The 15,990-nt window shown below is 62.3% G+C and carries 12 protein-coding genes; all 12 read right to left on the bottom strand.

Annotated features, from left to right (window positions below; all coding sequences use genetic code 11):
- Positions 1-16: 16 nt before the first annotated feature.
- Positions 17-1,225: an aspartate transaminase gene (locus tag ABIA90_RS03720; protein ID WP_354117338.1), complete on the bottom strand. Its 1,209-nt coding sequence runs from the start codon at positions 1,223-1,225 to the stop codon at positions 17-19.
- A gap of 56 nt (positions 1,226-1,281) precedes the next feature.
- Positions 1,282-2,022 carry a branched-chain amino acid ABC transporter ATP-binding protein gene (locus tag ABIA90_RS03715; protein WP_354117337.1) on the bottom strand — a complete coding sequence of 247 codons (741 nt, stop codon included), beginning with the start codon at positions 2,020-2,022 and terminating at the stop codon, positions 1,282-1,284.
- A complete protein-coding gene (locus ABIA90_RS03710) occupies positions 2,015-2,785 on the bottom strand; it encodes an ABC transporter ATP-binding protein (protein WP_354117336.1) in 771 nt (256 codons plus the stop codon). Before ABIA90_RS03710 ends, ABIA90_RS03715 begins: the two co-directional genes overlap by 8 nt.
- Entirely contained in the window at positions 2,782-3,768 is a 987-nt protein-coding gene (locus tag ABIA90_RS03705) for a branched-chain amino acid ABC transporter permease (RefSeq protein WP_354117626.1), read from the bottom strand. The genes ABIA90_RS03710 and ABIA90_RS03705 overlap by 4 nt, the downstream gene beginning before the upstream one ends.
- A gap of 43 nt (positions 3,769-3,811) precedes the next feature.
- A complete protein-coding gene (locus ABIA90_RS03700; protein ID WP_354117335.1) occupies positions 3,812-4,684 on the bottom strand; it encodes a branched-chain amino acid ABC transporter permease in 873 nt (290 codons plus the stop codon).
- A 21-nt stretch (positions 4,685-4,705) separates the two neighbouring features.
- Complete coding sequence (locus ABIA90_RS03695; RefSeq protein WP_354117334.1) at positions 4,706-5,893, bottom strand: ABC transporter substrate-binding protein; 1,188 nt, start codon at positions 5,891-5,893, stop codon at positions 4,706-4,708.
- A 974-nt stretch (positions 5,894-6,867) separates the two neighbouring features.
- Complete coding sequence (gene corA / locus ABIA90_RS03690) at positions 6,868-7,833, bottom strand: magnesium/cobalt transporter CorA (RefSeq protein WP_354117333.1); 966 nt, start codon at positions 7,831-7,833, stop codon at positions 6,868-6,870.
- A gap of 102 nt (positions 7,834-7,935) precedes the next feature.
- Positions 7,936-8,796, bottom strand: a complete 861-nt coding sequence (locus ABIA90_RS03685) for a DUF4118 domain-containing protein (protein ID WP_354117332.1) — start codon at positions 8,794-8,796, stop codon at positions 7,936-7,938.
- 810 nt (positions 8,797-9,606) lie between these two features.
- Positions 9,607-9,861: a hypothetical protein gene (locus tag ABIA90_RS03680; RefSeq protein WP_502916618.1), complete on the bottom strand. Its 255-nt coding sequence runs from the start codon at positions 9,859-9,861 to the stop codon at positions 9,607-9,609.
- 26 nt (positions 9,862-9,887) lie between these two features.
- Positions 9,888-11,222, bottom strand: a complete 1,335-nt coding sequence (locus ABIA90_RS03675; RefSeq protein WP_354117624.1) for a TolC family outer membrane protein — start codon at positions 11,220-11,222, stop codon at positions 9,888-9,890.
- 83 nt (positions 11,223-11,305) lie between these two features.
- Entirely contained in the window at positions 11,306-14,464 is a 3,159-nt protein-coding gene (locus tag ABIA90_RS03670; RefSeq protein ID WP_354117331.1) for an efflux RND transporter permease subunit, read from the bottom strand.
- Positions 14,465-14,484: 20 nt separating this feature from the next.
- Entirely contained in the window at positions 14,485-15,714 is a 1,230-nt protein-coding gene (locus ABIA90_RS03665) for an efflux RND transporter periplasmic adaptor subunit (protein WP_502916617.1), read from the bottom strand.
- Between the last annotated feature and the right edge of the window lie 276 nt (positions 15,715-15,990).

Below are 15,990 nucleotides of genomic sequence, written 5' to 3'. Positions count from 1 at the left end.
ATTTGCTTGATTGCCCTCAGCGCAGCGCCCGGCAGGCCTTCTCAATGCGGTCACAGGCGTCCTTGATCGCCCCCATCGAGGTCGCGATCGACAGGCGGAAATACGGCGAGAGCCCATAGGCAGCGCCCTGCACCGCGGCTACGCCGACATCGTCGAGCAGATAGAGCACGAAATCGAGATCGCTCTCGATGAGCTTACCATCAGGCGTCGTCTTGCCGATCACCCCCGCGCAGCCGGGATAGAGATAGAAGGCGCCATCAGGCACCAGGCAGGACAGGCCGGGGATCGCGTTCAACCGCGCGCAGGCATAGTCGCGGCGCTCCTTGTAGAGCTTGACGCTATCGCGAACGAACGACTGGTCGCTGGTCAGCGCATGGGCGGCGGCCGCCTGGCTGATCGACGAGGGACAAGATGACATCTGCGACTGCAGCTTGTTGATGGCGGCGACCAGTGGCGCGGGACCCGCGGCATAACCGATCCGCCAGCCGGTCATTGCGTAGGTCTTGGACACGCCATTGGCGAGCAGGACGCGGTCCTTCAGGGCCGGCACCGCCGCGGCAAGGGTCGTCGCGGGCTCGTCGCGGTACCAGATCTGGTCGTAGATGTCGTCCGACAACACGAGGACATTGGGATGGCGGAGCAGCACGTCGCCGATCGCCTTGAGGTCTTCGCGGGAATAGGCCGCGCCGGTCGGGTTCGAGGGCGCATTGAGGATCAGCCAGCGCGTGCGCGGCGTGATCGCGGCCTCCAGTGCTCCCGCCGTCAGCTTGAACCCCTGGTTCTCGGAGCAGCGGACGATGACAGGCTTGCCGTCATTGGCGATGACCATGTCGGGATACGAGACCCAATACGGCGCGGGAATGATGACCTCGGCCCCCTCCTCCACGCTCGCCATCAGCGCGAGAAACAGAATCTGCTTGGCGCCGCCGCCGACGCAGATCTCGCTGTCCGAATAGTCAAGACCAAGGCGGCGCTTGTAGTCCGCGATAATCGCGTTTCGTAGCGCGACGGTGCCATTGACGGCGGTGTATTTCGTCTCGCCGCGATCAATCGCCTCATGCGCCGCCGCCTTGACGTGATCGGGCGTATCGAAGTCGGGTTCGCCGATCGCCATGTCGACGATGTCGCGGCCGGCGGCCTTCAGCTCGCGCACGCGCGCGGACGCGGCCGTGGTCGGGGATATCTTGATGCGCGAGACGCGCGCGGCCGGCACGAAAATCGTCACTGTGGTCGTCCTTTTGCGTTTTCGATGATCCGCGCCCGTCAAGCAGGCGCCCATTATCAATGTTCGACGTCGGTCTCGCCGCGCATGCGGCCGGTGAGGAAGAGTTCGCCGAGCTCGTCGTGGGTGATGTCGGCGGGACGGCCGTCCCAGATCACCTTGCCGAGCCGCAGGATGACGGCGCGCTGCGCCACCGCCATCGCCTTCTTGGTGTTCTGCTCGACGAGCAAAATGGTCTGGCCGGCCGCGTTGATCCGCAACAGCTCATCGAAGACGATTCCGATCGCGGTCGGCGACAGACCGACAGAGGGTTCGTCGACCAGCAGGATCTTTGGCCGCTGCAGCACCGCCATCGCGACCTCGAGCAACTGCTGCTCGCCGCCGGACATGTTGCCGGCCAGCGTGTTGCGACGTGTCTTCAGGATCGGAAAGAGATCGTAGACATAGTCGCGCTCGGCCTTCACCCTGCTATCGCGCAGCGTATAGGCCGCCATCTGAAGGTTCTCGTCGACCGTCATGACCGGGAAGTTGCAGCGACCCTGCGGTACCCAGGAGATGCCTTCGGCGAGGATCGCGCGAGATTTCAAGGCAGTGATGTCCTTACCCTGCCAGTCGATGCTGCCGCCCTTGACGGTGGTCATACCGTAGAGCGTCTTCAGCAGCGTCGACTTGCCGGCACCGTTCGGTCCCATCAGGGCGACGAACTGCCCCTGGGGCACGTCGAGATCGACGCCATTGAGGATGTCGAGCGAGCCGTAACCCGCGCGCAGGCCCTTAATTGAGAGAGAAGGTTCAGCCACCGAGGTAGGCCTCCCGCACCGCCTGGTTCTGGACGATTTCGTCGGGTGTTCCTTCCGCGAGCTTACGCCCCTGGTCGAGCACGACCACGCGCTTGCACAGGCTCGTGACCACGTCGATGTTGTGCTCGATAATCAGGAAGCTGACGCCGAAGGAGGTATTGGCGAGGCGGATGCTCTCGACCACACGCTCGATCAGCTTCGGATTAATGCCGGCCATCGGCTCGTCGAGCAGGATGAGCTTTGGTTCCGGCATCAGCATCGAGGCGAACTGGATCAGCTTCTGCTGGCCGCCGGAGAGCTTGCCCGCGGGCTGGAACCGCACGTCCCAGAGCCCTGCGATCTTGATCAGCTCGCGCGCCCGCTCGCGCAGCGCCGCGACGCGATTGCGGGCCGCCGCGCCGATCCCGAAGGTCGACAAGATACCGGGGAAAGTGAACATCTGGCCGGCGATCACGAGGTTCTCCTCGATGTCGAGCGCGGAGAACACCACGGTCTTCTGGAACGAGCGCAGCATGCGCCCCTCCCGCGCGATGTCGTTCAGCGACCAGCCCGTGATGTCCTGCCCGTCGAGCTTCACCGCGCCCGCGCTCGGCCTCGCGAGCCCGGTCACGCAATCGAAGAAGGTGGACTTGCCCGAGCCGTTCGGGCCGATGAGACCGCAGATTTCGCCGCGGCCGACATGCAGGTCGACACCATCGACCGCGCGCACTGCGCCGTAGGATTTGCAGAGGCCGGAGATATCGAGAATTGGCAGGCCGGTCATTTGCGCCTCTCGAGGAATGACCAGAACCGGCCGATCAATGGCGCGAATCCGCTCGGGAACCAAAACACGAGCGCAAGCAGGAAGAAGCCATAGGCAATCATGCGCAGTTCCGGCGCCACGCGTAGGGCTTCCGTCAGGCCGACAAACATCAAGCTGCCGAAAATGACGCCCGAGATTGTCCCCGCTCCTCCGCCGAGCACGATGATCAGCATCGTCGTCGAGTAGTACATCTGGAAGGTCAGCGGGCTGACGACCGTCAGGTAATGCGCATAGAGGCTGCCGCCGAGGCCGGCGAAGGCGGCGCTGATCATGAAGACGACGAGTTTGTAGTGCCAGGTCGGGATGCCCACGGATTCAGCGAGCGTCTCGTTCTCGCGAATGGCGATCATGTTGCGGCCGGCCGGCGATCGCACGATCAGATAGATCGCCAGTGTCGCGAGGGCAGCGATGACGAGGACAAGATAATAGAAGCCGACGGTTCCGGAGACCGTGAACGACGCCGGCCCCAGCGCGAAGTAAGGCTTGGGAATCGCCGCCAGCCCCATGTCTCCGCGCGTCAGGCTGATCCAGTTCTTGGCGATGGCCTGCCCGATGATGACGAAACCGAGCGTGCACATCACGAACGACGTCGCACGCAGCCTCAGAGCGGGAATTCCGAGCGGCGCCGCAACCGCGCCGGTCACGAGGCCGGCGGCGAGGAAATTCAGATAGAACGGCGTGCCGAAATGGACCGCCAGCAGCGCAGAAGTATAGGCCCCGATGCCGAAGAACGCCGCCTGCGCTAATGACAGGAGACCGGTGTAGCCGAGCAGCAGATTGAGACCATGTGCTGGCAGCAGGAAGATCAGCGCGATGATGATCGCATGCAGCGGGTAATTCCCGAGGAACAGCGGCGCGACGCAGGCCAGCGCGATGAGCGCGAGGCCAAACGGAATACGGAGATCCCGCCCTGTCGCCGCAACCGGGCTTTCGGCTGGTGTCATGGTCTGCTCTCGGACGATCTCAGTCATGTCACATCCATGGCAATCAGAAGCGGGCCTGCGCGGAGAACAGCCCATGCGGACGCCACATCAGCACCAGCATCAGGGTCGCAAAGCCCACGGTGTCGCGGAACTGCAGTCCGACATAAGTCGCGACCAGGCTCTCTGCGATGCCGAGGATCATCGCCGCCACGAACGTGCCGCGGACGTTACCCAGCCCGCCCATGATGATGATCGGCAGCGTCTTGAACGTGATGAGCTCTCCCATGCCGCCGTAGACGCTGACGTTCACGGGCGCTGTGAGCACGCCTGACAGGCCGGCCAGCGCCGCGCCGAGGATGAAGGTCCAGAGCGCGATATGGCGGACGTCGATGCCGACCACCGCGCAGCACTCGATGTTCTGCGAGACCGCCCGCATCGCCTTGCCCATCCGGCTATAAGTGACCATCAGCTCGAGGCCGACGAACACGATCAGGCCGATGACGATGATCAGGATACGCTGCTCTGCCAAAGTGAAGCCGAACAGAGTCACCGGCTCGATATAGCCGCCGGAGAAGAACTTGTAGCCGCCGCCAAAGACCAGGATGACGGTGTTCTGCAGGATCAGGGCGACGCCCAGCGTCGCGAGCACGCCGGCCTCGGCCGGCGCCCCCACGATCCGCTGCATCACGAAGTTGCCGACCACCACGGCGATCACCGCGGTGGCAACCACGCCGATCACGACCGCTACCGGATACGGCAGATCGAAATACTCGATCGCGAACCAGGCCCCGAAGGTGCCGAGCATGTAATATTCGCCATGGGCGAAATTGATGGCGCGCAGCACGCCGAAGATCATCGTCATGCCGACGGCAACGATCGCATAAACCGATCCGGAGACGATGCCGTTAACAACCTGCTCGATGATCGTATAGAACATGTGGTCTGCCGTCCCGTTGCCTTACTTGGGATAGTCGATCTCGGCCGAATAGGCTCCTTTGATGGCCGGCTTGCCGTTCTCGATCTCGAGCAGGATCATCGGCAGGCGCGCCTGATTGTGGTCGTCGAAGGTGACTTCGCCCACCGCGCTCGCATAGTGGATATTGGAGAGCGCGGTACGAACCTTCTCGCGGTCGATGCTCTGGGCCTGCTCGATTGCCTTGGCCAGAAGATGCGTCGTCTCCCAGTGCACATAGGCGTGATTGTTGGGGGCTTCGCGATACTCGGCGGTGAACTTGTCGACGAAGGCCTTGCTCTTCTCGGACTCATAGGCCGGAAGCCAGGCCGCGGCCTCGATTGCTCCCTCGAGCGCCTTCGGTGCCGCCTTGATGGAGCTTGCTGTATTGAACTCGGCGTTGCCGATCAGGGGGATCTTGCCGGCAATCCCGGTTTCGATCATTTGACGACCGACGATGGGTGTGGAATCGGCATTGCCATACATGATGATGGCCTGGGCACCGGAATCGCGGATCTTGGACAGGACGCTGCGGAAATCGACCTCGCCTTCCTTGTAATAGTCTTCCGTCAAGATCTGACTCTTGAAGCGCGGCAGGTACTTCTTGGTAAACTCAATGGCCGCACGCCCGTAGTCGGTGTCGACCGATAGCACGGCGTATTTGGAAAATCCCTTCTTCTCGGCGGCGTATTGCAGCACGACGAGGGCGCGGTTTTCGTCGGTCGGATAATTACGATAGGTCCATTTGAATCCGCCGACGCCCGCCTTGTAGGTGATCTTCGGATTCGACGAGGCGGCATTGAGGAGAAGCACACCGGCGTCCTCCGCGACCGGCTGCATCGCGAGCGTTACCGAGCTCGAGACGTCGCCAATGATGAAGTCGACCTGGTCCTGATCGATGAGGCGCCGGGTTGCCGAAACACCCTCGACCGGGGTGCCTTGGCTGTCGCCGGCCAGGATGTTGATCTTGCGCCCGCCGACGCCGCCAGCGCCGTTGATTTCCTTCGCCGCCATCTGGGCACCGCGCATCGAGAAGGCGCCGTACCGGGCATTGGGTCCGCTCATCGGCGCGACGAGACCGAGCCTAACCGTCCCATCTTCGCTTCGCGCCGCGAAGGCGCTGGAGGAAGCGGTCTGTAGTCCAATCAGGGCGGTTCCGATGCAAAATCCTCGTCGGCTCAACTCGATGGTCATTTGCCCGCTCCGTTGCTGCTACAAAATGATGCGCCCGCGAACGCCGCCACTTCTGTGGTCTTGCCCTTGGAATTTTTTGCTGCGGCCGACGGTAAAAAATAGATTTACGTTCGATGACAGGGGAAGCACGACTGTCCTCTGCCGCCATAGTGAATTCTTATGGCGCCCCTGAGTTCTGTCGATTTGCCGCGCTCGATATGCAGCTAGCGCGCGCGAGAGGGACCGCTAACAAATGCCCGCTTGAATCACGTTCGCCGTGTGCTCAGTTCCGAACGGCCCCTCTCGCCCCGCGCGCGAACCGGCGCGAACGGCGCTTCTGCTACCCCGCGCCTCGACCGAAATCGTCGAACAGTAAAGGCGGACGAGCAGTCCAGCGCCCCGGTGCGGCGCCACCCGCATCGGAAGGCCTGATCACGTTAGCTGTGATGAGATTTTTCTTGATCTCCCGGTGCACACGTCGCGCACACGGCACCTCCTAACGCATTGAAAAACTTGAACTCTCGCTCCAATCCATCATGGGAGCCGTAGAAAACTTCCAACGCAAGTCATTCATTTTATTGAACTATTTTATCTAGGATCGACCCCGTATGTGACTGGATCGACTGAGAAATTTGGTACGACGAGGCTTTCGCAGATTGCTCCTTCTAGGCTCATCTATGTCCGAATTGGAAGCGAAAATCTGGCCTTCGGATTCTCACCACGCACACGAAAACCCCATGTACACGTCACTCGCGCAGCGCTCGCCCTTTACGCGGGTCACATTGAAGGCGAATTCGCGCAAACCGGGTCGACATTTGGCCGGCACGTTTTGCGGGAGATCACAAGTGGGAAGAGGTGGTACGCAGCACTCACGGCGATCTTGTGTTGGTGGCAGATGTCTACGAGTCGCGAGCTCTCCGAATTTCCACAACTGAGCTTTGCCGCGGTGCGATCTATGAATTAGCCCAACCCGGCAATCCGACGGGTCACCAGCATCAGAGCCATCGAGCGCGTTTGAAGCGCAGGTAAAGCACCCCGCAAAGCAGGATGATAACGCCCACTACGACAAAGTAGCCGTATTGCGTCTTCAGCTCGGGCATATTTTCGAAGTTCATGCCGTAGATTCCGGCAATCGCGGTGGGTACGGCCAGTATGGCGGCCCAGGCGGCCAACTGCCGCGTGATCACGCCCTGACGCTGCTGCTCCAACAGATTGCTCACCTCGAAAACCGAAGTCAGAACGTCTCGCAGGGAGTTCACCATCGCTTCGACGCGCCGCACATGGTCCAGGACGTCCTGGAAATAAGGACGAGCGTTGGCGTCAAGACACGGCGTCTCGAGGTGCACGAGCCGGCCACAGACCTCCGTCATCGGGCCGATAATTCGCTGGAAGCGGATCAGTTCTTGGCGAAGCCCGAAGAGCCGCTTGACGTCCGCGCGGCTAAGAAAGCTGTCGAGAGCGCTTTGCTCCATGGTGAGAACGCGTTCCTCGATCGTCTCGACCACCGGAAGATAGCCGTCGACGATAAAGTCGAGGATGGCATGGAGAACGTAGTCGGGGCCATAGCCCAGCAGGCTGGGGGCTGCTTCGAGCTGGGCGCGGAGATTGCTATGCGCGCGCGCCGAGCCATGCCGAACCGTGATGATGAAATTCTTCCCGACGAAAATTGCGGTTTCACCATAGGCGATGCGGTCGTGCTCGAGATGGGCGGTGCGCGTCATCACGAACAGCTGGTCGCCATAAACGTCGACCTTCGGCAATTGGTTCGCTTTGAGGGCATCCTCGATCGCGAGAGGATGAAGTCCGTAGTTCTTCTCGAGTTGTTCAAGCTCCAGCTCTGGGGGCTCGAACAATCCGATCCAGACAAATTCGGATTTTCCCTTGCAATCGATAGGCTCGTCCAATGAGACGGCTTTTGCCTTCTTGCCATGACGATACAAATGGGCTGCTACGACGCTCACAACGAGCTTCCTCCAAACCTGTCGAGCGGTGTGCACCACCCCGTCACCTTAAATCGCCTGCCTTCATTTTGTTGCAGGCTTGGAGCGCGGGATGGTTCGGATTCAATCTGACGGTCGGGCATCGCGTTTGACCCGCGCATGTTGACGGTCAAGCACCAAGGCTAAGATGCGCACGACGACGTCGATCTGCGCATCCGGTGACGAAGGGCGTTCATCAGGGTCGAATGCGATTCCAACCACGGCATTCCGGCCTTCGTCCGTCTCCACGGGCCAGAAATCAAAGCGGGAGGCCAGATTGGGGTAGATGCCACTGCGTATGACAGTTCCGGTCGCCAGGGACGATCGTGCCGCCTCCAACTCGGCCTCCTGCGGCTCCACGTCTCCGACTTGCTCGAGGGAAACCACCCTGCCCTCCCTAACGAGCATCACGATGACGGGAACCTGGAAAAGCGTTGCCAGTGCCCGGGCCGTAACCGAGACGATCGTCTTCGTATTGTCGGCCGCGACGACATCACGGCAATAGCCTTGCAGCAAGGTCGCGCGCCTTCTCGACAGCTTCGCTTCGGTCGCCCTCTGCCGGGAGGTGAAGGCAACTGCACTCACGATGACCCCGACCACGAACAGCAGCCCAATCGCCCAGATGTTCGCGGGGTCATCGACCACCAATGAGTAGCGTGGCTCGGTCAGGAAGAAATTGAATGCCAGAGCACCTGATATCGCCGAACAGAGTGACGGACCGAGGCCGAGACTCACCCCTGCGATGATCACTGGAAGTACGAAGATAAGCGACAGGTTGGGGATCGTGACGCTGCTGTCAATACCGACAGCGATGACCGTCGCAGCGGCGGTCATGGCGATTGAAACAAGGTAGCGCGCCAGTTCCGATGCTACCGGCCCCAGAAGGGGCTCGGCATCAGGCGCCGGCGTGATGTCCTGCGGCACCTTCGATTCAACATCCGTCACCACTTGAACTCCCGCCTGGCAGGCGACACACGTCGGCCGAAAAGCAAGCCCGTCAGCGTGCGCTTGCGGCGCTGATAGCTAACCGAGCATACAACAACTCCATCCACATGTGAGCCGCATCAAAGGCAAATTCAACGTCGCGCGAAGCGCGCCGTCGCCCGGAGTTTCAGGTATTTGATTTTCCGATTGGCGGTTGGCTGAGGCAGTGCCGCGGGTCCGCCATTAGCGCGCGATCATTCCTGTCCAGGGCGCGGAGAGGTGATCGACCGTGGGGGAGAGACAGACTCGGCCAGATATTTCGCACGCCATTTCGGCCCTGGGCCGCGCATGTAATGATTTTCCGGCCGGTATCTGGCGGACGGTCCGTACCAGGCCGGGAACAGGAACGTCATCAGCACCTCAAGGGCGCGATAAGTGACGAGCATCAGCCTAGCGAACGATTCCCTTGCCATATTGCCCCCGAAGCCAGACGCCGCCGATACCCGCGTTCGCACTCTTGGTTCGCACTCTTGGGAGTGAGATCGCGGTCAATCCGGAATGAATTGGTTCGATCCTCGAGAGCAGACCGGCTGCGATGGTGATCGGCACCTCGCCATCCTGGCCTCCACGAACGGATATCGCATGGAAGCATGATGTGGGTGATCGGATAGGAAATCGAGATAGCCCGGCGTCCGCTCATATAGGCGCCGCATAGTGTGCACGACTGCCCGAGAACCGAAGTTCATCAGTCGCCGTCGCGAGCAACGGCAGACGTTTAGCGGCCATGACGGTCGTCGCAATGCTGGCGAATGGTCGTCGGCCGGCGGTGCGCTAGTTCTTCTTCTTGGACGCCTTTGTATCCGTGGCGCGAGCGCCACCCCAGGGATCGTACTTCTCGTCAGGCACCGGAATCCTGTCCAGCGCGGCCTTGTAAGCCTTCTCGTCGACCTTTGGCCGGCTTTCGACGGACGGACCTGAGTTGCCGCGGCCTCGGCCAAAACCCTGTGCGTTGGCCATGAAAGTAGAGGCCAACACGGCCGCGACGGCAACAACGAGAGCCGGGAGTGCGCGCCTTCCGCCGACCATGCTCATTCCTCCTGCGGCGCCAACGCCTATTGTCCGGATGGTGTGCGGACGCCGTGCCAAGCGTCGCGCACCTGGTGATAGTGGGCCTCCGGCAGATAATCCGGCGTATCGAGATTGAGCGTGCGGACATCCAGCCGGCCGACGGCGCTGAGCAGCGTGTAGGAAGCGATCACCCGGTCGCGCTGCGCCTGGATCTGACGCGAACGGGCCGCGGTGAGGTCCTGCTGGGCGTTAAGCACGTCGATCGTGGTGCGCTGTCCACCGGACGCCTCGCGGCGCACCCCCTGCAATGCGACGTCTGCTGCCTTCGCCTCCGACTCGGCCGCTGTCAGTGCGACCTTGGTGCCCTCATTGGACACCCACGCGCCGACAACGGCCGTCCGCGACTGGCTCCTGACCTGCTCAAGCACCAGACGGCTTTGCGAGGCGAGTTCCTTGGCCTGGCGCGTCTGGGAGGCCGCGGTACCGCCGTCATAGATCGGCACATTGATCTGGCCCAGGATCGAGGCCTGATTGGTCGCAAACGTGCTCAGCGTCGAATCCGAGTCCTTGGAGCGGCTGGCGTTCGCCTGTACGGCAGCCGTCGGGAGCAGACTGCCTTCTGCGACCTTGATGGTGGTCTGCGCGACATCCATATCGTAGCCCGCACCGAGCACCGCCGGATGCTCGTGATTGGCGGTCTCGATCGATGCCGGCATCGTCACGGGTGATAACCGATCGACTGGCGTGGCCGGCGTCAACTGACCGGGCGCCCCGCCGATCACCTGGACGTAGGTCGCCTTGCTGATGGCAAGCGTCACCTCAGCGGCATTGAGATCGGCAAGGCCCCGACTGAGGCGCGCCTCGGCCTGGGCTGTATCGGTCGGCGTCACATCGCCCGCATCGAGACGCTTCTTCGTCGTCGCCTGGATCTCACGCAGCACTGCGACGTTGGTGCGCTGCGCCTCAACCAGGGCCTGATTGGCCAATACGTTCATATAGGCCGTGACGGCGTCGAGCAGCACGCCCTGCCCGGTGTTACGCAGCGCCTCGCGCCCCGACAGAACCTGATACTCGGCGACGCGCACGCTGTTGGCGGTCTTGAAGCCGTTGAACAGAACCTGGCTGACGGTCACGCCAATCGTCCAGGGACGCAGTGTCGCGCCCTGAATCGTATTGTCGGGCAGCGTATTCCTGACCGCCTGCAAACCCGCGCTGAGGCTCGCGACCACCTGCGGCCGGTAGCCGGCGAGCGCCTGCGGCACGTTCTCGTCCGTGCCGCGCTGCCGGGCACGATCGGCGTTGAGCTGCGGGCTCGACTGATAGGCCCTGACCAACGCCTCGGACAGCGTTTCCGCGCGCGACGGCCCGCAAACCATCATCGCCGCCCCGGCAAGGAAAAGTACCAGTGACCGGCCGGACGCTCGCACAGCCCCCCTGACGATCTTGTTACGCACGCCCCACCTCATTCTGCCGGCGCCAACTGAGGCTGCGCCGCCAGGCCCGGCCGGGTCCGCCGCGAGAACATCGAGATCAGCGCTGGCAGCGTGACCAGAATGACGATCGGCGCCAGCATCATTCCCGCGACGACCACGACCGCGAGCGGCTTCTGCACCTGCGAGCCGATGCCGCTGGAGAGCGCCGCGGGCAAGAGCCCAATGCCCGCGACCACGCAGGTCATCAGCACCGGACGAAGCTGAAGCTCGCCGGTGCGCAGGATGGCGGCACCGCGTTCCATACCCTCGTCGATCAGCGCGTTGTACTGGGACAGGATGATGATTCCGTCCATCACCGAGATGCCGAACAGTGCGATGAAGCCGATTGCAGCCGAGACGCTGAAGGGAATGCCGGTCACGAGCAGGCCCAGGATGCCGCCGAGCACGGCCATCGGGATCACACTCATGGTCAGGACGGTGTCGATGATCGAGCCGAAATTGAACCAGATCAGCATGGCGATCAACGCGAGGCTGATCGGCACCACGATCGACAGCCGTCGGATCGCATCCTGTAAATTGCCGAATTCGCCGACCCATTCGAGATGCGAGCCCGCCGGCAATTGCACGTTGGCCGCAACCTTCTCCTGCGCCTCCTGGATCGCGCTGCCGAGATCGCGCTCGCGCACCGAGAATTTGATCGGCAGATAGCGTTCCTGCTGCTCACGATAGATATAGGCGGCGCCGGACAGGACCTTGACTGTCGCGACTTCGCTCAGCGGCACCTGCGTGACGCCGTTCGGCCCCTGCGCCCCAATTCGCAAATTCTGGATTGCCTCGGCGCTCTTTCGGAACTGTGGTGCAAGGCGGACGATGATCGGGAAATGCCGGTCGGAGCCCGGCTCGTAGAGGTCCCCGGCGCTGTCGCCACCGATCGCGGTCTTGATCGTCGCATTGATATCGCCCGGCGACAGCCCGTACCGCGCGGCACGGGCACGGTCGACATCGATCTGGATGGTCGGTTGGCCGAGCGAGGTGAAGACCGCAAGGTCAGTGATCCCCTGAACGGTGGCGAGCTGCGCCTTGATCTTGTTTGCGGTGTCCGTCAACGCCTGGAGGTCACTGCCATAAAGCTTGATCGAGTTCTCGCCCTTCACGCCCGACACGGCCTCCGACACGTTGTCCTGGAGATATTGCGAGAAGTTGAACTCGACGCCCGGAAACTTTTCCTGAAGCTGCCCCAGCAGCGTGGCAGTCAGCGCGTCCTTGTCCTCGCCCTCAGGCCATTCCTTGGCGGGCTTGAGCGGCGCAAAGAATTCCGCATTGAAGAAGCCGGCGGCGTCGGTACCGTCGTCTGGCCGGCCATGTTGCGATACCACCGACTCGACCTCTGGCCGGGCAGCGATCACCTTGCGCATCTGGTTGACGTAGGAGTTACCCTCCTGGAGCGAGATGGTCGGCGGCAAGGTTGCGCGGATCCAGAGATTGCCCTCCTCCAGCTTGGGCAGAAACTCGAGCCCGAGCAATCGCACGGCGACGATCGTGATCAGGACCAGGACGGCGCCGCCCGCCAGCACGACGCGGCGATGCGCGAGCGATCGCGCCAGCACCGGCATATAGATCCGATGCACCCAGCGCATCAGAAACGTCTCGGTCTCCTCGACATGGGCTGGAAGGATGATGGCGCTCAGCGCCGGCGTGACCGTGAAGGTCGCAAGCAGGCCGCCTGCAAGGGCATAAGCATAAGTCCGTGCCATCGGACCAAAAATATTGCCTTCGACGCCACTCAAGGTGAACAGCGGCAGAAAGGCCGCGATGATGATGGCAGCGGCAAAGAAGATCGAGCGCGACACGTCCGAGCCAGCCGTCAGGATGGCATGATGCTTCATGTCCATGACAGTGCGTGACGAAATCGTCGCCCGCTCGCCCGGCGTCAGCCGCTCGGTATGCGACAGGCGCCGGAAGATCGCCTCCACCATGATCACGGTCGCATCCACGATCAGCCCGAAATCGATCGCCCCGACCGATAGCAGATTGGCGGATTCGCCTCGCAGCACGAGGATGGTGACCGCGAAAAACAATGCAAACGGAATCGTTGCGCCGACGATCATCGCGCTACGCAGGTCCCCGAGGAAGACCCACTGCAACAGCACGATCAGGCCGATTCCGACCGCCATGTTCTCCAGCACGGTGTGGGTCGTGGTCTGGATCAGGTCCTTGCGGTCATAGATGCGCTCGATACGCACGCCAGGGGGCAGGATCGACGAATTGTTGATGCTGGCGACGAGCTCTTCGACGCGCGAAATGGTCGGCGAGCTCTGCTCTCCGCGGCGCATCAGGACGATGCCCTGGACGATGTCGTCGTCCTGATCCTGGCCGGCGATGCCGAGCCGCGGTTGCTCGCCGACGGTGACGGTTGCGACGTCGCGGACCAGCACCGGCGTGCCGCCATTGGAGGCCACCATCGTATTTTCGAGCGCGTGGATCGAACGGATCAGGCCGACGCCGCGAACGACGGCGGATTGCGGGCCGATATTGACGGTGTTGCCGCCAACGTTGACGTTGGCGTTGTTGATAGCCTGTTGAAGTTGCGGGAGCGTCAAGCCGCTCGCCACGAGCTTGTTGAAATCAGCCTCAACCTCGTAGGTTTTGGTCTTGCCGCCCCAGCCAGTTACATCGATCACGCCCGGGACAGTGCGGAAGCGCCGTTGCAGGACCCAATCCTGCAACGTCTTCAGATCGAGCACGGAGTAATTGGGCGGCCCCACCAGCCGGTAGCGGTAGATCTCGCCGATCGGGCTCAGCGGCGAAATCTGCGGCTGCGCATTGTTCGGCAGCGGCGGCAATTGCGAGAGACGATTCAGGACCTGTTGGAGCGCTTGCTCGTAGGTGTAGTCGAAGGAGAACTGCAGCTTGACGTCGGACAAGCCGTACAACGAGATGGTCCGGATCACCTTCATGTTCTTGATGCCGGCGACCTGAGTCTCCAGCGGGATCGTGATGTAGCGCTCGATCTCTTCGGCCGACAGCCCCGGACTTTGCGTCACGATGTCGACCATCGGCGGCGTCGGATCGGGATACGCTTCGATGTTGAGCTGCTGAAACGCGATCAGGCCGCCGACCAGCATGGCGGCGAACAGGCCGACCATGAGGAAGCGGCGACTGACTGCGAAGGCGACGAGACGTTCCATGTGAACCGGCTTGCCTTGAGTTAGCTGCCGGAAGCGGCACGGTCGATGAACAGGCTTCCGCGCGTGACGATCTTTTCGCCGGCCTTCAGGTTACCGCGCGCCTCAACGAGGTCGCCATTGGTCAACCCGATCTGGATTTCGCGCAGCTCGACGGAACCGTCGTCGCGCGAAACCCAGACCCGGACCCGATCGCCCTCGAAGATTAGAGCCTGCTTCGGCACGCCGACCGAGGGACGGCTTTCGCCGGCATAGACGGTAACGTTGGCGAACATTTCCGGCTTGAGCGATCCGTCCCTGTTGTCGATGGTGGCGCGGACCATGAGACGCCGCGTCGACGGATCGATCGCGGCGGCGACGTAATCCACACGCGCCTTGAACTCGCGACCGGGAAGCGCCAGCACCGTAAAGGCGATATCCTGCCCGATGGCGATGTCCGCAGCCTCGCTCTCGCGCACGAAGGCCGTGAGCCAGACCGTCGAGAGGTCCCCGATCACGAACACCGGATCGCTGGCGCTACTGCTGATGAACTGGCCGGGACCGATCTTGCGCTGCACGACCGTGCCGCCGATTGGCGAAGTGATCGGCGTCTCGGCGCTGATCTGGCGCGTCTCCTGGAATTTGGTGATCTGATCCTCGGACCGCCCCAGGATACGCAGCCGATTATGCGCCGCCTCGAGCGCGGTCTCCGCCGAGCGCATGTCATTCTGCGCCGTGATGAGATCGGCTTGCGCCTGCTGCCAGTCCTTGAGAGGCACCGCTTTGCCGGCATAGAGGTCGTTGGCACGCTTCTCGACGATCTGCGCGAGGTTGAGCTTGGAGCGCGCGGTATTGAGGCTGCCGAGCGCCGTCACGAAATCGTTCAGGCCCTGCACGGTGTCCGTGGCTTCGACCACGAACAGCGGCTGCCCGCGCTCCACGACATCGCTGGGCTTCACCAGAAGTTTCACGACACGGCCCGCATAGGGCGAGAAAATCGGCGTGGAGCTGTCTTCGTTGACGGCGATCTTGCCCTCCGTGACGTGCTCCGCACGAAACACCCGCTCCGTCACCGGCGCAATCGAGAGCGTCGCCAGCTCGGATGCGGTCGGAACGTAGCGCGGCGGCTTTACCTTGGCCTGGCTCGACATCTCCATGGATCTTCCATGTGACGCGAGCATCCGCGTCGCGCCGACGGCCGCAATGGCAAGCGCGATCGCCGCAGTCGCAAGCGTAACGATTCTTTTCCGGCTAAGGCTCGAACCGGCGTTCATGATGCAAACGCGCGCATTGACTCATGCACTCCCGTGCCTCCTGCGAGGCTTTGGCTTACTCGCCCAAACGGGGCTCAATTCCGAACGCGGCCGCGCCACATCGGCGATCTCGACCCGCGGTAGTACCGCATCGGACCGTGATTGCCGGACATGCCGTCGGCGATCCGCCGTGATGCTCCCAGGCTGTCATGGCGTCGGCAGCGCGTAGCATGGTTCGCTTGCACAGAACTGACAGCACGTCCCGTCAACATCACACTCGCGGCAACGGAGATCCCG

Origin of the sequence: Bradyrhizobium sp. LA6.8, assembly GCF_040547935.1 — a bacterium.
GTDB classification, from domain to species: Bacteria; Pseudomonadota; Alphaproteobacteria; order Rhizobiales; family Xanthobacteraceae; genus Bradyrhizobium; species Bradyrhizobium barranii.
This window is presented reverse-complemented; position numbering and strand designations above follow the sequence as displayed.